Source organism: Lactobacillus isalae (assembly GCF_947539375.1).
Lineage (GTDB): Bacteria > Bacillota > Bacilli > Lactobacillales > Lactobacillaceae > Lactobacillus > Lactobacillus isalae.
Genome location: NZ_OX443569.1, coordinates 1106831 through 1129685, shown reverse-complemented (window position 1 = coordinate 1129685; position 22855 = coordinate 1106831). Strand labels below are relative to the sequence as shown.

Below are 22855 nucleotides of genomic sequence, written 5' to 3'. Positions count from 1 at the left end.
TTAATGGTTTCATACGCAAGTGATGTAAAAAAAGAACTAACTAGTTTGCCAGTTCATCCAGAACATGCTAAGGCAGAACTAGCAGCTTTTTTGCGAATGAACGGTGTACTTAGCTTGCATGATCGCCAATTTAGCTTAGATATTACAACTGAAAATCCAGCAATTGCGAGAAGAATCTTTTCATTAATTAAAACAGCTTATGGAATTGAGCCCTTGTTAATTGTTTCTAAAAAAATGAAGTTAAAAAAGAACTATCAGTATTTGGTTCGGCTTCAGAAACAAGTACACGAAATTTTGAGTGATTTAGAAATTTTTGATAGCGAAAATGGCTTGATTACTGGGATTCCAGAAAAAATTATGACCTCAGAACAAAGAGCAATGTCATATTTAAGAGGTGCGTTTTTAGCAGCTGGCAGTGTAAATAATCCAGAAACTAGCCGTTATCATTTAGAAATTTATTCGCTTTATGAAAATCACAATCAAGATTTGTTAGATTTAATGAATAATTTCTTTTACTTAAATGCAAAAGCTACAAGAAGACGTAGTGGATATATTGTATATTTAAAAGAAGCTGAAAAGATTGGCGATTTCTTACATATTGTGGGTGCTGTTAATGCAATGCTGGCATTTGAAGATTTGAGAATTATGCGAGATATGCGTAATTCAGTAAATCGCTTAGTAAATTGTGATACAGCTAATTTGAAAAAAACAGCAAATGCTGCTGCTAAGCAAGTTGAAGATATTCAATTGATTGATGAAAAGATAGGTTTAGAAAATCTTCCAGAAAAGCTAGCAATTTTGGCGCGCTTTAGACTTACTCATCCAGAACTTTCTCTTAAGGAAGTTGCAGCTCAAGTGCCAGATGGTCCAATTTCAAAATCAGGAGTTAACCATCGTTTTCAAAAAATTCGTGAGATGGCGCAGCAGTTAAAAGAAGAAAATTAGGTAAAAAAATAGAGCTCATTGAGCTCTATTTTTGTTTATTCAATTACATTAATCTTTCTTTTGGTTAACCAAGATTTCATCAATTAAACCATAGTCTTTAGCTTCTTCAGCGGATAAGTAGTTATCACGTTCAGTATCCTTAAGGATCTTATCAAGAGGTTGACCAGTAGTTTCATGTAAAATTTGGTTAAGCTTTTTACGACTCTTCAAAATTTCATTAGCAGCAATTTGAATATCAGTTTGTTGACCTTGTGCACCACCTAAAGGTTGGTGAATAAGAACTGTTGAATTTGGCAATGCGAAACGCTTACCCTTAGTTCCACTAGTCAAAAGAATTGATGCCATAGAAGCAGCCATACCAATTGCAATAGTAGAAACGTCTGACTTAATAAAGTTCATAGTATCCATAATTGCTAGACCAGAGGTAATAACACCACCTGGAGAATTAATATAAAGCGAAATATCTTTGGTATTATCTTGTGCATCTAAGAATAAAAGTTGAGCAATGATAGAGTTAGCCATTTGGTCGTTAATCTCACCGCTAAGCATAATGATTCTATCTTTTAATAATCTTGAATAAATGTCGTAGGCACGTTCACCACGTGCAGTTTGTTCAATAACTGTAGGTACGAGCATTAATTTTACCTCCTAAACAAAATTAGCACTCTAATAAGCACAGTGCTAATTAAATCACTTACTTTTAATCATGTCAACTAATCAAACCTAATTTTATGTAGAAAAAATGCACGATATTGGCTATCGTGCATTTTCAGCTAATTCATTAGTGGATTACTACCATCTTCTCTTTTTTTGATTGCTGGTAAAATTAAGCCAAGTGCAATCAAGATAATTGGGGTAATAATGTTAAGGAATAAAGTAAATGGATCTGGTGAGTAGATACCGAAAATACAGCAGGCAGCTGTAACAATAAAACACCAAACGCCAGCTGTATAAGCTAATCCTTGATTTTTAGTCATTTGATATGAAGTATCAAATTTCTTTTGCTGTTTTCTCAGGGCAATGTAAGCTGCAAATACCCATAGGTAACGCATTGGCATTGTAGTTGAATTTAATTTAACTAACTGTGCCATAACAGCTTGTGCATCTGGTAATAATGCTTGTGCAACAATTAAGCCTCCTGATAGGATTACGACCATCCAAATACCGTTAATGTAGGCACCATGTTTATTGACCTTGAGAAGTTTCTTAGGAATAAAGTTTTTAGCTTCTTTACTACCAAGTAACATTCTCAAAGGTGCATCGATACTGATAACTAAAGTAGAAAATTGACCGATGACGTTACACCATGAATAGATGTACATAAATAATCCGCCAACGTGGTAGTATTCACCTAAACGTTGGAATGCCATGTAAGCACCGTTTGAAATATACTCATTTAAGTTATTATTAACAACCTTTGGATCAAACATCAAAGCCATAGCAAAAGTTCCTAAGATTGCGGAAATCATAACCATAATGGCTAAAGCCATCATGGCTTTAGGGAAGTTCTTTGAAGGATTTTTAACCTTGTTTACATATGGAGATATTTTCTCACATCCACCAACGGCAAAAACTAAAATTGAAAGTGAAGTCAGATATTTTAGATTAAACGTTGGCATAAAATTCTTCCAGTTAAAGTTGATTGAATAATAACCGGCATGTGGATTAATTGCTGGAGCGGCAAACATCATAATGATGAATAAAATTGACATGATAAACATCGATGATCCAGCAATAGTTGCTAAACTTTTAAGAACTGGAATACCTTTAGTAGTGACCCAGCAGAAGAATAGAAAAATTACTAGCGTTGCAAGTTGTGTCCATGCAGTAGGGAGTCCATCATACCATTTGGTATTTCCAAAAATCCCCCAAGCCATAGCTCTTAAACCACCTGTACCTTTACTTGAAATATAAACTACGTGACATGCCCAATATGTCCATCCAGCATAGTAGGCCCATTTTGCACCCATAGTAGCGTTTACCCATGAAGAGACACCACCATTAGCATCTTTGAAGGTAGCACCTAATTCTCCAACCATTAATGCATAGGGGACAAAATATAATAGGAACATTAGTATCCAACTGAATACAACTTTAGTACCATCAAAGTAGACATATCCATTAACAACGTTCCCAAAGCCCCAAACAGTTGAAAATGCCATCATTGCTAGCGTTGGCCAGAGCATTTTCTTGGCATCAGACTTTTTTTCTTCTTCGATCATAAAATAACCTTTCTGTCTATGTACATAATTAACACCAATTTTAATTATAACGAAAATGCTTACAAATGATAGGCTATTTCTAAATAAAGGAAGTAATTAAATTAGAAGAATAAAAAAGACAGTCTCAATGACTGTCTTTACTATGCGCCCCCTGAGAGTCGAACTCAGATTTTAAGAACCGGAATCTTACGTGCGATCCATTACACTAAGGGCACGACAAACTAAAATAAGTATATCAGAAAAAGTAGAAAGTACAAATTAATTATTCTGGAGGATATATCTTGAATTTAAAAAAAGATATTGCTATACTAAAAACTGTCGAGAGAGAAATGTGAATTTAAATTTGATTAATTCGCGTCTCTCTAATATTTTTAAGCTTTTTGGGTCGCTTACCGTCATATGGTGGTATCACTTTTGACCCAATAGAGGGAGCGAGCAATGGACTCGGATTTAACCTTGTTGCAAAGCTTAGTTCCTGATGTTTTAAAAATAATTCGGCAACGTTTTCTTGTTCTCGAACAGATTTCGCTGTTAGCTCCAGTTGGGCGACGAGTTGTTGCTAAAAAATTAGGATTAAGCGAGCGCAATGTGCGAACTGAAACTGATTATTTACGACAATTGGGTTTGATCAGCATTCAAAGCTACGGCATGGAATTAACTGATAAAGGAAAGAGAACTTTAAAAGAAGCAGCTCCATTGATTGATCGCTTATTCAATGCAAGTCAAACAGAAATTGAACTAGCACAGAAATTAGGGATCGATCGAGCAATAATTGTTCCTGGTGATATGGACCGACAAGAACGAGTTGTTGACTTGATGGGTGAACAACTCAATTCAGCTCTTGATTTGCTTCTACCATTAGGAAAAAGTATTATCACCGTTTTAGGTGGTACAACAGTTGCGGGAGTAGCTCGTCATCTTTCTCCAAAATTAAGTCGTTATCGCGATTTATTATTTGTTCCCGGTAGAGGAGCAGTTGGAGAAAGTGTTGAAATCCAAAGCAATACTGTCGCTCAAATGATGGCGTCTGAAACTGGAGGTAGACATAAAGGTCTTTATCTTCCAGAAAATGTGTCATCTGAGGCCTTGACTTTATTACTTCAAGACACAGATATTGCGAATGCGATTTCAAACATTTATAATAGTGATATGGTGATACATGGAATTGGAAGAGCAGATGTCATGTCGAAAAGACGTGGCCTAGATGTGATGACTAGTTCCAAGCTTCGAAATGATGGAGCTGTGGCCGAATGTTTCGGGTATTTCTTTGACCAACAAGGCAGACTTGTTAAACGTATCCCACGTATTGGTCTTCAATTGGAAGACTTAGATAAAATACCTCATGTATTTGCAATTGCAGCTGGAGCTAGTAAAGCTGCTGCAATTACAGCTTACATGCATCATGCTCCTAAACAGACGTGGTTAATCACAGATGAGGGAGCCTCAAACTTGGTTTTAAAGGGGAAGTAATTCCCGTTTAAAATAAATTGTTACTTACATATTTCCTAAGGAGGAATATAGGATATGACAGTTAAAATTGGTATTAACGGTTTCGGCCGTATTGGTCGTTTAGCATTCCGTCGTATTATGGATTTAGGCGAAAAGTCTTCAGATATTGAAGTTGTTGCAATCAACGACTTGACTACTCCAGCACTTTTAGCTCACTTACTTAAGTACGACTCAACTCATGGTACTTTCAACCACGAAGTTTCAGCAACTGATGACTCAATCGTAGTTGATGGTAAGAAGTACCGTGTTTACGCTGAACCACAAGCACAAAACATTCCTTGGGTTAAGAACGATGGTGTTGACTTCGTTCTTGAATGTACTGGTTTCTACACTAGCAAGGCTAAGTCAGAAGCTCACCTTAAGGCTGGTGCAAAGCGTGTATTAATTTCTGCACCTGCTGGTTCAGACTTGAAGACCATTGTTTACGGCGTAAACGATGATACTTTGACTGCTGATGACAAGATTGTTTCAGCTGGTTCATGTACTACTAACTCATTAGCACCAATGGTTAATGCTTTACAAAAAGAATTCGGCATTGAAGTTGGTACTATGACTACTATCCACGCTTACACTTCAACTCAAATGCTTTTAGATGGTCCTGTACGTGGTGGTAACTTACGTTCTGCTCGTGCTGCAGCTATCAACATTATTCCTCACTCAACTGGTGCTGCTAAGGCTATTGGTCTTGTTGTTCCAGAATTGAACGGTAAGTTGAATGGTCACGCACAACGTGTTCCAGTTCCAGATGGTTCTGTAACTGAATTAGTTTCAATCTTAAGCAAGGATGTAACTGCTGACGAAGTTAACGAAGCAGTTAAGAAGTACGAAAGTCCTTCATTTGCATACAACGACCACAACATCGTTTCTAGCGACGTTTTAGGTATGACTGCTGGTTCAATCTTTGACCCAACTCAAACCATGGTAACTACTGCAGGTGACAAGCAATTAGTTAAGACTGTTGCTTGGTACGACAACGAATACTCATTCACTTGCCAAATGGTTCGTACTTTATTGAAATTTGCTACTCTTTAATCATTAATTTAATTACTGATTTTAGTAAGCAGACGAGAGAAGGCGGAGGGAATTACTTCCTCCGCCTTTTTTCAAATAATCTATCGGAGGTAAATTAGTTTAAATGGCTAAATTAATCGTTTCAGACCTTGATCTTAAAGGTAAAAAAGTTTTAGTTCGTGTTGACTTTAATGTTCCAATTAAAAATGGTGTTATCGGTGATGACAACCGTATCGTTGCTGCATTACCAACTATCAAGTACATCATTGATCACGGTGGTAAGGCAATCTTACTCAGCCACTTGGGTCGTGTTAAGTCAGATGCTGACAAGAAAGAATTATCACTACGTCCAGTAGCAGAACGCTTAAGTGAATTATTAGAAAAGCCTGTAACTTTTGTACCAGAAAATGAAGGTAAAGAAGTAGAAGAAACCATCGATAAAATGAAGGATGGCGACGTTGTTGTTCTTGAAAACACTAGATTCCAAGATATTGACAATGACTTTGGTAAACGTGAATCTAAGAACGATCCAAAACTTGGCGAATACTGGGCAAGTCTTGGCGATGTATTCGTAAACGATGCATTTGGTACTGCTCACAGAAGCCACGCTTCAAACGTTGGTATTGCAACTGCTATGAAGAAGGCTGGTAAGCCAGCAGCAGCTGGTTACTTGCTTGAAAAAGAAATTAAGTTCTTAGGTGACGCTGTTGAAAACCCAGTTCACCCATTTGTAACTATTCTTGGTGGTGCAAAGGTATCCGACAAGATTGGTGTTATTGAAAACTTAATTCCTAAGTCAGACCACATCTTAATCGGTGGTGGGATGGCTTACACTTTCTTAGCAGCACAAGGCCACAAGATTGGTAAATCATTATTTGAAGCTGATAAAGTTGAACTTGCAAAAGAATTATTAGAAAAAGCTGGCGACAAGATTGTATTGCCTGTAGATAACGTTGCAGCAACTGAATTTTCAAACGATGCTCCTCACGAAGTTGTTGGTGATGATATTCCTGATAACGAAATGGGTCTTGACATTGGTCCTAAGACTGTTGAAAAATTCAGAGACATCTTAAAGGATGCTAAGACTGTTGTTTGGAACGGACCTATGGGTGCTTTCGAAATGCCAAACTACGCAGAAGGTACTTTGGAAGTTGGTCGTGCATTAGCTGATTTGAAGGACGCCGTAACTATTATCGGTGGTGGTGACTCAACTGCTGCTGCTAAGCAATTGGGAATTGCTCCTAAGATCAGCCACATTTCTACTGGTGGTGGTGCTTCACTTAACTACCTTGAAGGTAAAGAATTACCAGGAATCGCTTGTGTTTCTGACAAGTAAAATTAGGAGGAATTTTTAAATGCGTACACCAATTATTGCTGGTAACTGGAAGTTACATATGAACCCTGAACAAACTGTTGAATTTGTAAACGCAGTTAAGGGTAAGTTACCAGATCCAAATAAAGTTGAATCAGTTATTGCTGCACCTGCAGTTGACCTTTACGTTTTAAAGAAAACTGCTGAAGGTTCAAACTTACATACTGGTGCAGAAAATGCATACTTTGAAGTTGAAGGTGCATTTACTGGTGAAACTTCACCTAAAGTTTTAAACGAAATGGGTATTGACTACTGTATTATTGGTCACTCAGAACGTCGTGGTTACTTCCACGAAACTGATGAAGACATTAACAAGAAGGCTAAGGCTTTATTTGCTAATGATGTAACTCCAATTATTTGCTGTGGTGAATCTCTTGAAACTCGTGAAGCTAACAAGCAAGATGAATGGGTAGTTGCTCAAATTAAGGCTGCTTTAGATGGTTTGACTGCAGAACAAGTTTCTAAGCTTGTTATTGCTTATGAACCAATTTGGGCTATTGGTACTGGTAAGACTGCTTCTGCTGATCAAGCTGAAGAAATGTGCAAGACTATTCGTGAAACTGTAAAAGACTTGTACAACGAAGAAACTGCTGAAAACGTTCGTATTCAATACGGTGGCTCAGTAAAACCAGCTAACGTTAAAGAATTAATGTCTAAACCTGATATTGATGGTGGTTTAGTTGGTGGTGCTTCACTTGATCCAGAATCATTCTTAGCATTAGTAAACTACCAAGATTAATTAACAATTTATTTAAACGGAATTAGAAAAAAAGGAGAATCTCCATGTCTGTTATTACTGATATTCACGCACGTGAAGTTCTTGACTCTCGTGGTAATCCAACTGTTGAAGCAGAAGTTTATACTGAATTAGGCGGCTTTGGTCGTGCTATTGTTCCATCTGGTGCTTCTACTGGTGAACATGAAGCCGTAGAATTACGTGATGGTGACAAGTCTCGCTTTGGTGGTCAAGGCGTTTTAACTGCTGTTGAGAATGTTAACGGCGAAATTGCTAAAGCTGTTATCGGTTTAGACGTTACTGATCAACGTTTAATCGATCAAACTATGATCGATCTTGATGGTACTCCAAATAAAGGTCGTTTAGGTGCTAACGCAATGTTATCTGTTTCATTAGCAAGTGCTCGCGCTGCAGCTGATGAATTAGGTCTACCTTTATATGAATACTTAGGTGGTCCAAATGCTCATGTTTTACCAACTCCAATGATGAATGTTATCAATGGTGGTAAGCACGCAGATAACAACGTTGATATTCAAGAATTCATGATTATGCCAGTTGGTGCTAAATCACTTCATGAAGCTGTTCGTATGGGTGCAGAAACTTTCCATACTTTGAAGGGCTTATTGCAAGAACGTGGTGAATCAACTGCTGTTGGTGATGAAGGTGGTTTTGCACCTAACTTGAAGAACAACGAAGAACCATTTGAAATTTTAGTAGAAGCTATTCAACGTGCTGGCTACAAACCAGGTCAAGACATTTCTATTGCCTTTGACTGTGCTGCTTCTGAATTCTACAACAAGGATACTAAGAAGTACGTAACTGTTGCTGACGGTCGTGAATACACTGCTGAAGAATGGACTTCATTAATTGAAGATTTAGTTGACAAGTATCCAGTTATTTCTGTTGAAGATCCTTTGGATGAAAACGATTGGGAAGGTTGGAAGACCTTTACTGAACGTTTAGGCGATAAGGTACAAATTGTTGGTGACGATTTATTCGTAACTAACACTAGTTACCTTGAAAAGGGTATCAAGATGGGTGTTGCTAACTCAATCTTAATTAAACTTAACCAAATTGGTACTTTAACTGAAACTTTTGAAGCTATTGAAATGGCTAAAGAAGCAGGTTACACTGCTGTTGTTTCTCACCGTTCTGGTGAAACTGAAGATACTACAATTGCTGATTTAGTTGTTGCAACTAATGCTGGTCAAATTAAGACTGGTTCAATGTCAAGAACTGACAGAATTGCTAAGTACAACCAATTAATGAGAATTGAAGAAGCTTTGGGTTCAACTGCTCAATACAAGGGAATCCACAGTTTCTACAACTTACACAAACAATTTTAATTAAAAAATTTAATTAATCGTTAAAATAATAGATAAAAGGGGGCGTCGCTTGAGGTGACTCCCTTTTTCTTTTAGCATTCGTTAGTTAAATATGGTAAAATCAGTACAGTAAGAAATTTAGGTAATGGAGGCAGCGCTTTGTATAATATCGTCATGACGCTACTCATCATTGTTAGCTTTTTAATTATTATTGCTACATTGATGCAGCCGCAAAAGCAACAAGATGCCTTAAACGCATTGTCCGGCGGTGCAGTATTTAGTGGCCAGACAAAGAAGCGTGGATTTGAAGCATTAATGGAAAGGATTACCGCTGTATTGTTGGTTCTCTTTTTTGCTCTTGCTTTAATCTTGGCAGTACTTTCATCCAAGTAAAAAAAGCCTTCCGATCATAGGAGGGCTTTTTTAATTTCTTTTATCTTAACTTATCTTATAAAGAAATTGAGGCAATTTAGATAATGACACAGAATGAACGGGTTTTAGCTGATGTTTATGAAACATTTAGACATAATCCTCAAGAACAATATGATGTAGATCAACTTGAAAATGATCTAAGCCGTAATCAAAGATTGAATTTCCCAGATCTTGTTAAAGCGTTAACTTTTTTAGAGCATAGTAAAAAAATTGTAACTGATGGTCAAGGTAAATATCAGTTAAATCAATTAAACACAGTTGCCGAAGGTACTTTTAAAGCAAATGATAAAGGCTTTGGCTTTGTTAAGTTTGATGATGAGAGCATGGAAGATGCTTTTATTGATAAGCACAATACTAAATTTGCTATTGATGGAGACCATGTTAAAGTAAAAATCATTGCTGGTGCTAACCCTTGGAATGGTAAAGGACCAGAAGGTCAAATTGAAGAAATTACTGAGCGCGGTGTAAAAACTTTAGTTGGTGAATTCCATCCATATTCTGATGAAGTTGTTAAATCAAGTGGGTTTTATGGATATGTTGTTAGTGAAAATAGAAAACTAAAGAAATATAAGATTAATATTACTGATAATGGCGTTAAGCCACAAATGGGTGATATGGTAAAAGTTTCTATTACTAAATATCCTGATGAAGATCAACCTGATGAAATGCAGGGTGTGGCACTCTTAACAATTGGTAATAAAAATGATCCTGGCGTTGATATTATGTCAATTGTTGTTGATAATGACATCCGCACTGATTGGCCTGAGGATGCAATAGATCAAGCAAATAGCATTCCTGATCATGTAACAGAAGAAGAAAAAGCAAAACGCGTTGATATTACTGATCAACCTGCTGTTACAATTGATGGAGACGATTCTAAAGACTTTGATGATGCAGTTGTAGTTTGGAAACTCCCTAATGGTAACTATCACTTAGGTGTTCATATTGCAGACGTATCACACTATGTAAAAGAAGGTAGTCCTTTAGATAAAGAAGCCTTTGCGCGTGGTAACAGTACTTATTTAGTTGACCGTGTTATTCCAATGCTTCCATTTAGATTGTCAAATGGTATTTGTTCACTTAATGAAGGAGTAGAACGCTTAGTTCTTTCATGCGATATGGAAATTACTCCAGAAGGAAAGCGCGTTGGATACAGAATATATCCATCAGTTATGAAATCGCATGGTCGTTTAACATATAATAATGTTAACAAGGTTCTTGATCCAAATAATCATGAAAAATTAGAACAAAAGTATGAAGACGCAGCTCCAATGCTTCATGATATGGCTGATTTACATAGTATTTTATATAAACAACGTCATCAACGTGGTGCAATTGATTTTGAAGAACCAGAAGCAAAGATTGTTGTTGATGATAAGGGCAAGCCAACTGACATTGTTCTTCATGAGCGTGGTACTGCTGAAAAAATGATTGAATCATTCATGTTAATGGCAAATGAAACAGTGGCTGAAGATTACTACAAGAAGCATACGCCATTTCTTTACCGTGTTCATGAAACTCCAGACCAAGAAAAGATGCAATCATTCTTTGAGTTTGTAAGTGCATTCGGCTTAAATGTAAAGGCAGACCCAAATGATGTAAAACCAAAAGACTTACAAAAGATTGTGGCTAAGACAGAAGGCACTCCAGAAGAGGCCGTTGTTCAAATGATGATGCTTCGTAGTTTGAAACAAGCACATTATTCTCCAGAACCACTTGGACACTTTGGACTAGCAGCTAAGTATTATACTCACTTTACTTCACCAATTCGTCGTTACTCTGACTTGATGGTTCACCGTATGATCCATGAATATGCAGATAAGAATATGGATAAGGATGCACAAAAGCACTTCAAGTCACAACTTCCAGATGTTGCTGAACAAACTTCAACTCAAGAAAGAAAGTCAATTGACACTGAACGTAGTGTAAACGATTTGAAGATGACTGAATTTATGGCGGATAAGGTTGGACAAACATTTGACGCAATTGTTTCTTCAGTAACTAGTTTCGGAATGTTTATTCAATTACCAAATACTGTTGAGGGCCTAATCCATATTTCTAACTTAAACGATGACTACTATAATTTTGATGAAAAGTCGTTAACTTTAACTGGACGTAATTCTCACAAACAATTTAAGATTGGTATGCCAATTAAAGTTAAGTTAATTAGAGCAGATGTTGAACAACACCAATTGGACTTTGAAATTTATGATCCAAATGCTCCAAAACGTCCTCAAAGAAGCAATAATCGCGGAAAGCGTAGTTTTAATAAGGGACGTGGAAATAACAATGGAAAGGGTAATAATTCCTTTCATGTAAATAATGGTCATAATTTCAAGATTCGTCATCGGAAGAGCGCAACCGTCAAAACTAATAAAAAATAATTAGGAAGAAAACGATGAAACAAAAAGCAGAGAATTTGATTGCTCAAAACAAAAAAGCAAATCATGACTATTTTATTAAAGAAACTCTTGAAGCGGGAATTGCTTTAACTGGTACAGAGATTAAATCAATTCGTGCACGGAGAATTAATTTACGTGATGGATATGTTCAAATAATTAATGGTTCTGCTTTTTTAGAAAATGTTCATATTAGTGAGTATAAGGAAGGTAATCGCTATAATCATGATCCGTTAAGATCACGGCGTTTATTGCTACATAAAAGAGAAATTGCTCGTTTAGCTGGCATTCAAGCTCAACAAGGAATGGCAATTATTCCATTAAAAGTTTATCTAAAACATGGTTTTGCTAAGGTTTTAATTGGGGTCGGACAAGGTAAGAAGCAATATGACAAACGTCAAACTATTAAAAAACGTGATCAAGATCGCGAAATTCATCGTAAGTACGGAATCTAAATAGGTGGACTAAAATGATTAGAAAAGCAAAGTTAACTGATTTTCCATTAATTTATCCCATTTTAAAACAAATTTTTGATGAAATGGATATGGATACAATTAAGGCACTCCCAGAAAGCCAATTCTATGATTTGATGAAACATGGTTTCTATTCACCTCATTACCGCTATTCACATAATAGAATGTGGGTAGAAACTGATGAAATGGATCGTCCAATTGGGTTGATTGTTATGTACGGGTATGATGATCAGGGCTTAATTGATATTTCATTGAAAAGCTCATATCCTAAAGTTGGTTTGCCGCTTGATTCAGTTATTTTTTCAGATAAAGAAGCATTACCACATGAATGGTATTTAGACGCAATTGCAGTTTCTCCTAATCACTGGGGAGAGGGAATTGCGCAAAGATTAATTAAGATTGCTCCTGATATTGCTCAACAAAATGGTTATAAAAAATTAGGCTTGAATGTTGATCAAGATAATCCTCGAGCAGCTCGTTTATATGATTATATGGGGTTTAAGACAACATCTACAATGACTATTGGAGACCGCATGTATGATCATATGGTTAAAAAAGTAGATTAAAGTAAAAGGAAATTAATCACGGTAAGTTGATTAATTTCCTTTTTTGTTAAATTTAAAGAAATATTTAAAAATAACACTATTTACATTATTACTATTGCTTACAATTATAAAAGCTGATAAAGTAATAGAACTGTCATAGAAAGGTAGAGTGATCCATTCTTAGAAAGGAAATTAAGATGGATGTTGACAGAATTACAACGAGTTCAAAGTGCTTTACACGACATGTTATCTAAGCCAGATGTGAAGAAGGTAAATATTTCTAAGCTGTGTTCTGAAGCACGAATTAGTAGAAAAACTTTCTATTTGCGGTATGGAAAAGTAAATAATTGTCTTGAAGCATGCATTTTACTAGAACTAAGAAAAGAGTTACGTAAAAATAAAAAAAGGAGTTTACGACAACTCCTAAATATTTTATGTAATTATATTCAAGATAATAAGCAATATTTCTATAATGCCTATCATTTAAGTGAACAAGATTGTATATGTGAAAAGATGAGAGAACATTTTTTCACATATATTCGTTCTTATGTTTATGAACGTGGAAGCTTTTCTGAACTCATACTTAAGCAATTAACCAATCTGTTATATGATCGAATTTGTCTTTGGATTAGTCATGGATGTGACCGAAGCTTTAGTTACTTGTTAGAAGATTTGGCAATCATTATTGAATTGATAGATTTCCAAAAACAAGTTTGTTCACCTCAATATCAAGTTTTTAATTTCTCACATTACTATTTGAATTGTGATTAGGACAGTGCACTAATTCTATTTTGAAAATTAAAAGTTGGTAAAAATAATGGTTTGGTATGCCATTGTGTAAATAGTAGGCTAATTAAAATAATAAAGGGTACATCTTCAGGACGTGAAATATCACAGCTCCAAGTTAGCCCCGTATCAGTGACTAGTGAACAAACACTAGCCACTTTTTTTATACCCGAGTAGAAACTATATCTTCCTTGCTTCAAGCTACCTTGAACCCAATAATTTAACCGGGTAATATAGAACAAGTTTGTAAAACGACTATTTATTTTTTTTACCTTAACTAGAGAATGATTGATAACATCGACACTATAACTAGATAAGAGTCGATTAGAGTCTAAATACAAACGGCCAATCTCTTTATGATTAATATCAGTTAGAATTATGGGTTGGTTAAATTCATTTAGGTTTCCTTTTAAAATATAGACAATCTCACCATGTTGATTCTTTACAGGAATTTGACCACAAGTTTGTCCTTGAGTAAGTTGAACGGTATAACGCATAATTTCATCTGCCTTTATGAAAAATTATGTTTAATTGCAAAAATGGCGAATAGCGTATGCAACTCCATTCTCATTATTGTTTTTAGTAATAAAGTTAGCGATTTTTTTAATCTCAGGTGCCGCATTTTCCATCGCAACCCCAACACCAGCCATTCGAATCATTGATTCGTCATTAAGATTATCACCAATTGCCATTACTTCATTAGGCTTATAACCTTGAAGTTTGGCATAGTCCATCAGAGCAATTCCTTTTTGAGCTTTAATATTATTAATTTCGATATTTGTGGATGAACTTGCGGTAACGATTAAGTCACCCATTTTTCCGATTTCTTCGCGAATATGTTCGAAAACTTTCGGGCCATTTGGATGGAAAGCGACGAATTTCATTGCTTCAAACGATGGCTTTTCAAGTAAATCCTTAAAATCGGGTACATACTTAATTCGCATGATTTCATCAGAACCTGCAGCAAAAGAAACAGCTTTTTTAAAGGTCAATTTCTTATTGAGATCAACTAGTAGATCAGAAAAATTAGCAATTCTTCTGAGTCGAGAGTCTGAATAAACGTTATCAGCAGCAACAATTTCAAAGTAAAAGCCAGAAGCCTTAAGTAATTTATTAATTTGGATACTTTGTTCTTTAGGAATGGGCTCATTTACAATTAGTTGACCAGCTGTATTAAAGACCATTGCACCGTTTAAGTTGATAAAGCCTGTATGAAGTCCAGCTTTAGCTAGAATACCTTGAGACTCAGAAGGTGCACGGCCGGTTGCTACTAAAAATTCAACGCCTTTTGCTTGTGCTTCTTTTATAGCTGCAATATTTTCGGAAGAGATTTGCATTTGCTTGTTTAATAAGGTGCCATCCATGTCACTTGCAATAAGTTTAATCATTTTAAATCCTCCAATCTTTTATCTATATGATATCATGAACTTGGATTTCTTAGAGAGACAAGAGGATAGAATAAGTATGAAAAAATTAATCGGAAATGATTGGGATGAAATTTTAGCACCGGCTTTTGAGAGTGAAAAATACCAACAATTGCATGATTTTCTGAAGGAAGAATATCAGACTAAGCAGATTTTTCCAGATATGTATCATATTTTTACAGCTTTTAAATTGACATCTTTTGCCGATACGAAGGTTGTGATTTTAGGTCAAGATCCATATCATAATCCAGGTCAGGCAACAGGGATGAGTTTCAGCGTAAATCCAGGAGTTCCTTTACCACCGTCGTTAAAGAATATTTATAAAGAACTGTACGATGATGTAGGGGCAGTTCCGGTAAACCATGGTTATTTGAAAAAATGGGCTGATCAAGGAGTTTTATTACTAAATGCAGTTTTAACAGTGCCTTACGGAAATGCGAATGGTCATCAGGGAAAAGGTTGGGAAACAATCACTGATGCAGCTATTAAAGCACTTAGTGATCGTGGAAAAGTTGTATTTATTTTGTGGGGAAGATTCGCTCAGAATAAAATTCCGTTAATTGATGAAGGAAAGAATGTAATTATTAAGTCTCCACACCCCAGTCCATTTTCAGCAGATCGTGGCTTTTTTGGCTCACGTCCGTTTTCTAGATGTAATGATGCTTTGATTAAGTTTGGAGAAAGTCCAATTGATTGGCAATTACCACAAGAAGTTAGCCACGCAGACATGGCATAGTTTTTGTTTTGAGAAAAAGCTTTGAAATTGTAAAATATTACCTAGAGATAAAAAAGAAAGGCTTAATTTGTTATGAAAGTATTTGACTCACTTAAGAAAAAAGCAGAAGAATCAAAAAAAGTAATTGTTTTTCCAGAAGGAAATGATGAACGAATAATTAGAGCTGCTGTTCGTCTTGCAGAAGAAGGTATTGTTGAACCACTTTTATTAGGAAAACCAGACGAAGTAATAAAGTCAGCTGAAGAATTAAACGTTGATTTAGATTCAATTGAGATTATTAATCCAGCAGTTTATCCAGACTTTGAAAAAATGTGTCAAGATTTCGTTGAATTGAGAAAGGGAAAGAACACGCTAGCAGAAGCAAAGGAAATTTTACAAGATGTTTCTTACTTTGGCACAATGTTAGTTTATGAAGGAAAAGCTGATGGTATGGTTTCGGGTGCTACTCACTCAACTGCTAATACTGTTCGTCCAGCTCTTCAAATTATTAAAACTAAAAAGGGAATGAGCCGTGTTTCAGGCGCTATGATTATGGAACGCGGAGATGAAAAATATATTTTTGCTGACTGTGCTATTAATATTGATCCAGATAGTGAAACTTTAGCTGAGATTGCTTACCAGTCTAGTAAAACCGCTGAAATGATTGGTCTTGATCCTAAAATTGCGATGCTTAGTTTTTCAACCAAAGGATCAGCACAGGGACCAATGGTAACCAAAGTTCAAAAAGCAACTGACTTAGTACATGAAAAATATCCTGAATTAATTTGCGATGGTGAACTACAATTTGATGCTGCAGTTGTCCCACGTGTTGGTGAAGCAAAGGCTCCAGGTTCTGCGGTTGCGGGTCATGCAAATGTATTTATTTTTCCCGAATTACAATCTGGTAATATTTCTTATAAGGTCGCAGAACGATTAGGAGGTTGGAGTGCAATTGGTCCTGTGTTACAAGGATTGGCTGCTCCAATTAATGATTTGTCTCGCGGATGCAAAACAGAGGATGTATATTTGCTAGCTATTTTGACTGCTGCACAAGCTAATATGGAGAAATAAAATGGAATCATTAGAGATAAATTCTGATGAAGAAATGCAAAAATTAGGTAAAGCAATCGGTGAAAGTAGCAGGGGGCATGATTTGCTCTTATTGTCTGGTGATTTAGGCGCTGGAAAGACAACTTTGACTAAAGGAATTGCTAGATCATTAGGTATTAGACGACCAGTAAAAAGTCCAACTTTCACAATTGTCAGAGAATATCGAGAAGGGAAAATGCCGCTTTTCCATATGGACATGTATCGGCTGGAAAATGGTGATTTATCAAGTATTGATATGCCTGCTTATTTAGCAGAAGATGGCTTAGTGGTAATTGAATGGCCACAATTTATAATTGATGATCTTCCTGATGATTATCTTGAATTATCAATTAAGCGTGTAGATGATTCTTGGGATTCGACAAAACGAGTAGTTGAATTTAAGACTGTTGGAGAAAGAAACAAGGATTGGTTGTCAGATATAAAAGAATACTTTAAATAATAAATTAAAAATGGTTAAGCTTAAATTTGCTTAACCATTTTTTTGATTGGATCGTCTCCAACACGTTTATTTTCTTCGATTAAAATTCCTGCACATGCTTCGCTATCGCTTAAAGCGTTATGGTGGTGCCACAAGTTAATATTTAAAGCTTCTGAAACAGTATCTAGTTTGTGATTAGGAAGATTAGGTTCGAAAGCTTTACTAGTTGCTAAAGTGTCAATTGCAAAGTAATGCGGAGCAGCAATATTGTAGCGAGCAAGCGATTTTTCCATCACGCGACAGTCAAAACGCGCATTATGAGCAGCGACGAGCATTCCAGGTTGATATAATTTTTTGATTTTTGGCCAAACTTCAGCCATTGTTGGTGCATTTTTTACGTCTTCGGCAGTGATACCGTGAATTTTTATATTGCGACTATCAAACGGCATTTGCGGATTAATGACTGTATAAAAACGATCGACAATTTCGTTGTTTCTCACCATAACTAAGGCAAGAGAACATGCACTTTCAGGACGGCTGTTTGCCGTTTCAAAATCCATTGCAGTAAAGTTCATTTTTATCCTCTAAATAAAATATTATTTTTCTTTTTAGTATAACACTTAAGGTAGAAAACTAGCTATTTAATGCGGTATGATTAAAGGGATGATTATTTAAGGAAAAGAGAGATAAACAATGCAACTGATGGATTTAAAAAAACAAGGAATTGATATTCAAGAAAATATTCCATTAAGCCGTTTTACTTTTACTAAAACTGGTGGACCTGCACAATATCTTGCTTTTCCAAAAAATTTAGATGAGTTAGAGCTATTAGTAAATACAGTTAAGGAGGATGATATTCCTTTAACTGTTATTGGAAATGCTTCTAATCTAATAATTAGAGACGGAGGAATCTCCGGATTAGTTTTAATTCTGACCAAAATGGACACAATTACTGCAAATAAAGAGAATGCAACTGTTACTGCGGATGCTGGTGCAAGAATTATTGATACATCTGAAGCTGCTTGTGAAGCTGGCTTAAGTGGACTCGAATTTGCGGCTGGCATTCCGGGTAGCGTAGGAGGAGCTGTCTTTATGAATGCAGGTGCTTATGGTGGCGAGACAGAATTTGTCATTAAATCAGTTCGAGTTTTAACTCGCGATGGCGAATTTAAGACCTATACTCATGATGAAATGGAATTTGGTTATCGTCATTCTTTAGTCCAAGAAACGGGCGATATTGTAATTAGTGCAACTTTTGGACTTGAACCAGGAGATAAATGGGCAATTAAAGCAAAAATGGAATACTTTAACGGTCTACGTAGAGCTAAGCAACCACTTGAATATCCATCTTGTGGAAGTGTCTTTAAGCGCCCAGCAGGTCATTTTGTTGGCCCAATGATTATTAAGGCTGGTCTTCAAGGGAAGCGAATTGGTGGAGCAGAAGACTCAATGAAGCATGCGGGCTTTATTGTTAACGTTGGTGGTGCTACAGCTACCGATTATTTAGATCTGATTCACTTAATTCAAAAAACAATCAAGAAAGACTTTGATGTTGATCTACAAACTGAAGTAAGAATTATTGGAAAAGAAAAAGATTAGATACTGTGACAAAGCTACAAGTAACGGCTTGTAGCTTTTTTGATGAGATGGTGAAAAAATTGAGCGATATTATTAAATTAACGCATGTACGTAAAGAATATGATGACGGTTTTGTAGCGCTAAAAGATATCAATTTAACAATTGAATCAGGAAAATTTTATTCCCTATTAGGCCCGTCAGGTTCAGGTAAAACCACTATTCTAAGAATAATTGCTGGTTTTAGTGAACCAACAAGTGGTCAGGTCTTTTTTGATGGGAAAGACATTACTAATCTAGATGCGGCAAAAAGAAAAATTAATACAGTTTTTCAGAATTATGCTTTGTTTCCGCATATGAATGTTTTTGAAAATGTAGCTTTTGGCCTGCAAATTAAGAAAAAAGATAAGCAAGAAATAAAATTAGCTGTTAAAGAAGCACTTCATATGGTTCAGTTAGATGGTTTTGCTAACCGTGAGATTTCTGAGTTAAGTGGTGGACAGCAGCAAAGAGTTGCAATTGCAAGAGCGATTGTCAATCAACCAAAAGTATTACTTCTAGATGAATCTTTATCCGCACTAGATAAACGTTTAAGAAAAGATATGCAGTTTGAATTACGAGAGATTCAGAAAAAGTTAGGGATTACATTTATTTTTGTTACTCATGATCAAGAAGAGGCACTAGCAATGAGTGATGAAATCTTTGTTTTAAACGAAGGTAAAATTCAGCAAAGCGGAAGTCCAGTTGACATTTATGATGAGCCGGTTAATGACTTTGTAGCGCGCTTTATCGGAGACTCTAATATTTTAAGCGGACGAATGATTAAAGATTATGAAGTAGAATTTGGCAACCACCGTTTTGAATGTGCAGATGCAGGGATAAAACCGGGAGAAAAGGTTGAGGTTGTTTTAAGACCGGAGGATTTAGATATTACCGATATCGAACATGGAAAATTAAGAGTCATGGTTGAAAGCCAATTATTTTTAGGTGATCATTTTGAAATTAAGGCGATTGATAGTGATGAAAATGAATGGTTAATTCACTCAACTAATCCAACAAAAATTGGTAAAGAGGTTGGAGTGTTTTTTGATCCTGAAGATATCCATGTTATGAGATTTGGTGAAAGTGAAGCGGAATTTGATAAGCGGTTAGAGGCTTATGAAGGGGAGGATTAAGCTATGAAGAAAAGCAAGCTATTTTTTCTAATTCCTTATGTCCTTTGGCTTAGTTTATTTGTTATTGCCCCAATTATTTTAATAACTATCAATGCTTTTCAGGGAGATGATGGTTTTACCTTAAAAAATTTTCAACAGTTCTTTGTTAATGGAACTTTTTTAAGGATGACTTTAAATTCGTTTTGGTATGCATTCTTAATTACTTTAATTACTTTATTAATTTCTTATCCAATCGCATATATTTTAAGTCAAATGAAAAACCAACAATTTTGGCTACTTTTAATTATATTACCGACCTGGATTAATCTTCTTTTAAAAGCATATGCTTTCATCGGAATATTTAGTAAGCATGGATTATTAAATAATTTTTTAAAACTTTTTGGAATAGCACCGGCAAATATTTTATTTACTGATTTTGCTTTTATTTTTGTTGCAGCGTATATTGAAATTCCATTTATGATTTTGCCAATTTATAACGCGATTTGCGACATTAATCCAGCTGTAATTCAAGCAGCTTATGATTTGGGAGCAAGTAAATGGCAAACTTTTACTAAGGTTTTATGGCCACTTTCTAAGTCTGGAGTAGAATCGGGAATTCAAGCTGTCTTTATTCCTTCGCTTTCCCTATTCATGCTGACAAGATTAATTGGAGGAAATCGAGTAATTACACTTGGTACGGCTATTGAAGAATATTTTATGACTACAATGAATTGGTCAATGGGTTCAACAATAGGAGTTGTATTAATAGTATTGATGGTAGTTGTTATGCTATTTACTTCGTCTGATCATCATCATAAAAAGGAGGTTAAGCTATGAAAAAAATAAAGTGGTCCCGAATTTATTTTGCTTTTGTCCTCATCTTGATGTATTTGCCTATTTTTTATTTAATATATTATTCTTTTTCAAGCGGTCATAATATGGATCATTTTGAAAAGTTTACATTGAGTCATTATCAAGATCTTTTTAACGATAATCGATTATTGGCAATATTTTTAGAAACCATCTTGCTAGCCCTTTTGTCTAGTTTAATTGCAACAGCAATTGGTACTTTCGGAGCAATTGCGATTAGTCAAACTAAGAATAAAAAAGGACAAAAGACGTTGTTAGCCTTAAATAATGTATTAATGGTTTCTCCAGATGTAATTATTGGTGCTAGCTTTTTGATCTTTTTTACCTTTTTAGGAATTGGTTTAGGCTTTGGCTCAGTTTTACTAAGCCATATTGCTTTTTCGATTCCAATAGTTGTGTTAATGGTTCTACCTCGTTTAAAAGAATTTGACTATTCACTAGTCGATGCAGCCAGAGACTTAGGGGCATCAACTTGGCAAGTCTATAGCAAGGTAATGATTCCTGCAATTACGCCTGGAATTTTGGCTGGTTTTTTTATGGCATTAACGTATTCTTTAGATGATTTTGCAGTTACCTTCTTTGTGACCGGTAATGGATTTTCGACACTATCGGTAGAAATTTATTCACGTGCCCGGCAGGGAATTAATTTAGAGATTAATGCACTGAGTACATTAATGTTTATCTTTGTAATGATTTTGGTATTGGTTTACTACCTAATCACTAATCATAAGACCCATATTGGTAAGGGGCGTGCACAATGAAAAAGCTATTAATTGGAATTGTTGCTATTTTACTAGTCTGCCTTGGTTTGGAAGCTGGCGCTAAAAAATTGAATAATAATGGTGTTAGTTCTAATAATAAAAACTTAATTATCTATAACTGGGGCGACTATATTGATCCTAAATTGATAAAAAAATTTGAAAAACAAACTGGCTATCATGTGATTTATGAAACTTTTGATTCTAATGAAGCCATGTATACTAAGGTAAAACAGGGCGGTACAGCCTATGATATCTGTATTCCCTCAGATTATATGATTTCCAAAATGCGTAAAGCTAATTTGTTATCCAAAATTGATACCAAGAAAATCCCAAACTATAAGAATATTGGAAATGAATTTTTGCATCATTCTTTTGATCCTAAAAATACATACTCAATCCCATATTTTTGGGGGACTTTAGGAATTGTATATAACGATAAATTCGTAAAACCTGGACAAATAAAGCATTGGAATGACCTCTGGTCGAAAAACTATCGCCATAATATTTTATTAGTAGATTCAGCTCGAGATATTATGGGACTTTCTCTAGCTTCAATGAATAAGTCGCTCAATACTACTAATTCATTAGATCTTAAATTAGCCAAAACCAAGTTAGATGGATTAGGACCAAATGTAAAAGCAATTATTTCTGATGAATTAAAGATGTATATGATTCAAAATGAAGCTGCTATTGGAGTAACTTGGTCAGGTGAAGCAAGGACAATGCTAAATGATAATAAGCATTTGCATTATGTTGTTCCTCCAGAAGGATCAAATTTGTGGTTTGATAATTTTGTTATTCCGCGAACTGTAAAAAATAAAGCTGGAGCTTACGCCTTCATTAACTTTATGTTAGATCCTAAAAATGCTGCTCAAAATGCAGAATATATTGGCTATGCAACGCCAAATGTAAAAGCTCAGAAACTATTACCTAAAGAAATAAGAAATGACAAGCAATTTTATCCAAGCAAACAAGCGATGAAAAATTTACAAGTTTATCAAGATTTAGGCCCAAAGAAAATTCAAGAATATAATGATCTATTTCTTGAATTTAAAATGTATGGTCGTTAAGAG

24 protein-coding genes are annotated in these 22855 nt (G+C 35.4%); 19 read left to right on the top strand and 5 right to left on the bottom strand.

Features of this window, described 5'->3' with window-relative positions; all coding sequences use genetic code 11:
* Window positions 1-3: 3 nt before the first annotated feature.
* Window positions 4-945, top strand: a complete 942-nt coding sequence (gene whiA, locus QM512_RS05565) for a DNA-binding protein WhiA (protein WP_282804805.1) — start codon at window positions 4-6, stop codon at window positions 943-945.
* 48 nt (window positions 946-993) lie between these two features.
* Here whiA and clpP read toward each other — a convergent pair whose 3' ends face one another.
* Together clpP and QM512_RS05555 are read right to left on the bottom strand one after the other, a co-directional pair.
* Complete coding sequence (clpP, locus tag QM512_RS05560; RefSeq protein WP_003647009.1) at window positions 994-1581, bottom strand: ATP-dependent Clp endopeptidase proteolytic subunit ClpP; 588 nt, start codon at window positions 1579-1581, stop codon at window positions 994-996.
* Window positions 1582-1718: 137 nt separating this feature from the next.
* A complete protein-coding gene (locus tag QM512_RS05555; RefSeq protein WP_282804804.1) occupies window positions 1719-3167 on the bottom strand; it encodes an APC family permease in 1449 nt (482 codons plus the stop codon).
* Between the two features lie 438 nt (window positions 3168-3605).
* Between QM512_RS05555 and QM512_RS05550 the strand changes: the two genes are divergently transcribed.
* The 10 genes from QM512_RS05550 (at window position 3606) to QM512_RS05505 (ending at window position 13740) form a co-directional block, all read left to right on the top strand.
* Window positions 3606-4637 carry a sugar-binding transcriptional regulator gene (locus QM512_RS05550; RefSeq protein ID WP_282804803.1) on the top strand — a complete coding sequence of 344 codons (1032 nt, stop codon included), beginning with the start codon at window positions 3606-3608 and terminating at the stop codon, window positions 4635-4637.
* A 54-nt stretch (window positions 4638-4691) separates the two neighbouring features.
* Window positions 4692-5708, top strand: coding sequence for a type I glyceraldehyde-3-phosphate dehydrogenase (gap, locus tag QM512_RS05545; RefSeq protein ID WP_003647012.1), 1017 nt, complete (start codon window positions 4692-4694; stop codon window positions 5706-5708).
* Window positions 5709-5811: 103 nt separating this feature from the next.
* Window positions 5812-7023, top strand: a complete 1212-nt coding sequence (locus QM512_RS05540) for a phosphoglycerate kinase (RefSeq protein ID WP_282804802.1) — start codon at window positions 5812-5814, stop codon at window positions 7021-7023.
* Window positions 7024-7042: 19 nt separating this feature from the next.
* Window positions 7043-7798: a triose-phosphate isomerase gene (tpiA, locus tag QM512_RS05535; protein ID WP_282804801.1), complete on the top strand. Its 756-nt coding sequence runs from the start codon at window positions 7043-7045 to the stop codon at window positions 7796-7798.
* 44 nt (window positions 7799-7842) lie between these two features.
* Window positions 7843-9141, top strand: a complete 1299-nt coding sequence (gene eno, locus QM512_RS05530; protein ID WP_282804800.1) for a phosphopyruvate hydratase — start codon at window positions 7843-7845, stop codon at window positions 9139-9141.
* Window positions 9142-9279: 138 nt separating this feature from the next.
* Window positions 9280-9513, top strand: a complete 234-nt coding sequence (secG, locus tag QM512_RS05525; RefSeq protein WP_004897700.1) for a preprotein translocase subunit SecG — start codon at window positions 9280-9282, stop codon at window positions 9511-9513.
* An 83-nt stretch (window positions 9514-9596) separates the two neighbouring features.
* Window positions 9597-11936 carry a ribonuclease R gene (gene rnr, locus QM512_RS05520; RefSeq protein ID WP_282804799.1) on the top strand — a complete coding sequence of 780 codons (2340 nt, stop codon included), beginning with the start codon at window positions 9597-9599 and terminating at the stop codon, window positions 11934-11936.
* A 14-nt stretch (window positions 11937-11950) separates the two neighbouring features.
* Window positions 11951-12406, top strand: a complete 456-nt coding sequence (gene smpB / locus QM512_RS05515) for an SsrA-binding protein SmpB (RefSeq protein ID WP_282804798.1) — start codon at window positions 11951-11953, stop codon at window positions 12404-12406.
* 14 nt (window positions 12407-12420) lie between these two features.
* Window positions 12421-12990 (top strand): GNAT family N-acetyltransferase, encoded by a 570-nt coding sequence (locus tag QM512_RS05510; RefSeq protein ID WP_282804797.1) that lies wholly within the window; start codon window positions 12421-12423, stop codon window positions 12988-12990.
* 180 nt (window positions 12991-13170) lie between these two features.
* Window positions 13171-13740 carry a TetR-like C-terminal domain-containing protein gene (locus tag QM512_RS05505; RefSeq protein WP_282804796.1) on the top strand — a complete coding sequence of 190 codons (570 nt, stop codon included), beginning with the start codon at window positions 13171-13173 and terminating at the stop codon, window positions 13738-13740.
* Here the strand turns inward: QM512_RS05505 and QM512_RS05500 are convergent.
* A complete protein-coding gene (locus QM512_RS05500) occupies window positions 13737-14252 on the bottom strand; it encodes an LURP-one-related/scramblase family protein (RefSeq protein ID WP_282804795.1) in 516 nt (171 codons plus the stop codon). The genes QM512_RS05505 and QM512_RS05500 overlap by 4 nt on opposite strands.
* Window positions 14253-14282: 30 nt before the next feature.
* The gene (locus tag QM512_RS05495; protein WP_282804794.1) at window positions 14283-15143 is read right to left on the bottom strand and encodes a Cof-type HAD-IIB family hydrolase; all 861 of its coding nucleotides are present in this window, start codon (window positions 15141-15143) and stop codon (window positions 14283-14285) included.
* 76 nt (window positions 15144-15219) lie between these two features.
* Between QM512_RS05495 and QM512_RS05490 the strand changes: the two genes are divergently transcribed.
* The 3 genes from QM512_RS05490 (at window position 15220) to tsaE (ending at window position 17443) form a co-directional block, all read left to right on the top strand.
* Window positions 15220-15915 (top strand): uracil-DNA glycosylase, encoded by a 696-nt coding sequence (locus QM512_RS05490; RefSeq protein WP_282804793.1) that lies wholly within the window; start codon window positions 15220-15222, stop codon window positions 15913-15915.
* A gap of 72 nt (window positions 15916-15987) precedes the next feature.
* Window positions 15988-16965 carry a phosphate acetyltransferase gene (gene pta / locus QM512_RS05485; RefSeq protein ID WP_282804792.1) on the top strand — a complete coding sequence of 326 codons (978 nt, stop codon included), beginning with the start codon at window positions 15988-15990 and terminating at the stop codon, window positions 16963-16965.
* A 1-nt stretch (window position 16966) separates the two neighbouring features.
* Complete coding sequence (gene tsaE, locus QM512_RS05480) at window positions 16967-17443, top strand: tRNA (adenosine(37)-N6)-threonylcarbamoyltransferase complex ATPase subunit type 1 TsaE (protein WP_282804791.1); 477 nt, start codon at window positions 16967-16969, stop codon at window positions 17441-17443.
* A 20-nt stretch (window positions 17444-17463) separates the two neighbouring features.
* On the opposite strand, the gene QM512_RS05475 is transcribed toward tsaE, so the two are convergent.
* A complete protein-coding gene (locus tag QM512_RS05475; RefSeq protein ID WP_282804790.1) occupies window positions 17464-17997 on the bottom strand; it encodes a 3'-5' exonuclease in 534 nt (177 codons plus the stop codon).
* Between the two features lie 118 nt (window positions 17998-18115).
* Between QM512_RS05475 and murB the strand changes: the two genes are divergently transcribed.
* The 5 genes from murB to QM512_RS05450 are packed head-to-tail and all read left to right on the top strand — an operon-like array spanning window position 18116 to window position 22852.
* Window positions 18116-19021 carry a UDP-N-acetylmuramate dehydrogenase gene (gene murB / locus QM512_RS05470; RefSeq protein ID WP_282804789.1) on the top strand — a complete coding sequence of 302 codons (906 nt, stop codon included), beginning with the start codon at window positions 18116-18118 and terminating at the stop codon, window positions 19019-19021.
* A 59-nt stretch (window positions 19022-19080) separates the two neighbouring features.
* Window positions 19081-20172, top strand: coding sequence for an ABC transporter ATP-binding protein (locus QM512_RS05465; protein ID WP_282806454.1), 1092 nt, complete (start codon window positions 19081-19083; stop codon window positions 20170-20172).
* A 3-nt stretch (window positions 20173-20175) separates the two neighbouring features.
* Window positions 20176-20988: an ABC transporter permease gene (locus QM512_RS05460; RefSeq protein ID WP_282804788.1), complete on the top strand. Its 813-nt coding sequence runs from the start codon at window positions 20176-20178 to the stop codon at window positions 20986-20988.
* A complete protein-coding gene (locus tag QM512_RS05455; protein ID WP_282804787.1) occupies window positions 20985-21782 on the top strand; it encodes an ABC transporter permease in 798 nt (265 codons plus the stop codon). Before QM512_RS05460 ends, QM512_RS05455 begins: the two co-directional genes overlap by 4 nt.
* Window positions 21779-22852 carry an ABC transporter substrate-binding protein gene (locus tag QM512_RS05450; RefSeq protein ID WP_282804786.1) on the top strand — a complete coding sequence of 358 codons (1074 nt, stop codon included), beginning with the start codon at window positions 21779-21781 and terminating at the stop codon, window positions 22850-22852. Before QM512_RS05455 ends, QM512_RS05450 begins: the two co-directional genes overlap by 4 nt.
* Window positions 22853-22855: the final 3 nt, after the last annotated feature.

Bases quoted from the DNA above. Each gene is read 5' to 3' on its own strand.
- whiA (WP_282804805.1), top strand. From the start codon at position 4: ATGGTTTCATACGCAAGTGATGTAAAAAAAGAACTAACTAGTTTGCCA.
- clpP (WP_003647009.1), bottom strand. From the start codon at position 1,581: ATGCTCGTACCTACAGTTATTGAACAAACTGCACGTGGTGAACGTGCC.
- QM512_RS05555 (WP_282804804.1), bottom strand. From the start codon at position 3,167: ATGATCGAAGAAGAAAAAAAGTCTGATGCCAAGAAAATGCTCTGGCCA.
- QM512_RS05550 (WP_282804803.1), top strand. From the start codon at position 3,606: ATGGACTCGGATTTAACCTTGTTGCAAAGCTTAGTTCCTGATGTTTTA.
- gap (WP_003647012.1), top strand. From the start codon at position 4,692: ATGACAGTTAAAATTGGTATTAACGGTTTCGGCCGTATTGGTCGTTTA.
- QM512_RS05540 (WP_282804802.1), top strand. From the start codon at position 5,812: ATGGCTAAATTAATCGTTTCAGACCTTGATCTTAAAGGTAAAAAAGTT.
- tpiA (WP_282804801.1), top strand. From the start codon at position 7,043: ATGCGTACACCAATTATTGCTGGTAACTGGAAGTTACATATGAACCCT.
- eno (WP_282804800.1), top strand. From the start codon at position 7,843: ATGTCTGTTATTACTGATATTCACGCACGTGAAGTTCTTGACTCTCGT.
- rnr (WP_282804799.1), top strand. From the start codon at position 9,597: ATGACACAGAATGAACGGGTTTTAGCTGATGTTTATGAAACATTTAGA.
- smpB (WP_282804798.1), top strand. From the start codon at position 11,951: ATGAAACAAAAAGCAGAGAATTTGATTGCTCAAAACAAAAAAGCAAAT.
- QM512_RS05510 (WP_282804797.1), top strand. From the start codon at position 12,421: ATGATTAGAAAAGCAAAGTTAACTGATTTTCCATTAATTTATCCCATT.
- QM512_RS05505 (WP_282804796.1), top strand. From the start codon at position 13,171: ATGTTGACAGAATTACAACGAGTTCAAAGTGCTTTACACGACATGTTA.
- QM512_RS05500 (WP_282804795.1), bottom strand. From the start codon at position 14,252: ATGCGTTATACCGTTCAACTTACTCAAGGACAAACTTGTGGTCAAATT.
- QM512_RS05495 (WP_282804794.1), bottom strand. From the start codon at position 15,143: ATGATTAAACTTATTGCAAGTGACATGGATGGCACCTTATTAAACAAG.
- QM512_RS05490 (WP_282804793.1), top strand. From the start codon at position 15,220: ATGAAAAAATTAATCGGAAATGATTGGGATGAAATTTTAGCACCGGCT.
- pta (WP_282804792.1), top strand. From the start codon at position 15,988: ATGAAAGTATTTGACTCACTTAAGAAAAAAGCAGAAGAATCAAAAAAA.
- tsaE (WP_282804791.1), top strand. From the start codon at position 16,967: ATGGAATCATTAGAGATAAATTCTGATGAAGAAATGCAAAAATTAGGT.
- QM512_RS05475 (WP_282804790.1), bottom strand. From the start codon at position 17,997: ATGAACTTTACTGCAATGGATTTTGAAACGGCAAACAGCCGTCCTGAA.
- murB (WP_282804789.1), top strand. From the start codon at position 18,116: ATGCAACTGATGGATTTAAAAAAACAAGGAATTGATATTCAAGAAAAT.
- QM512_RS05460 (WP_282804788.1), top strand. From the start codon at position 20,176: ATGAAGAAAAGCAAGCTATTTTTTCTAATTCCTTATGTCCTTTGGCTT.
- QM512_RS05455 (WP_282804787.1), top strand. From the start codon at position 20,985: ATGAAAAAAATAAAGTGGTCCCGAATTTATTTTGCTTTTGTCCTCATC.
- QM512_RS05450 (WP_282804786.1), top strand. From the start codon at position 21,779: ATGAAAAAGCTATTAATTGGAATTGTTGCTATTTTACTAGTCTGCCTT.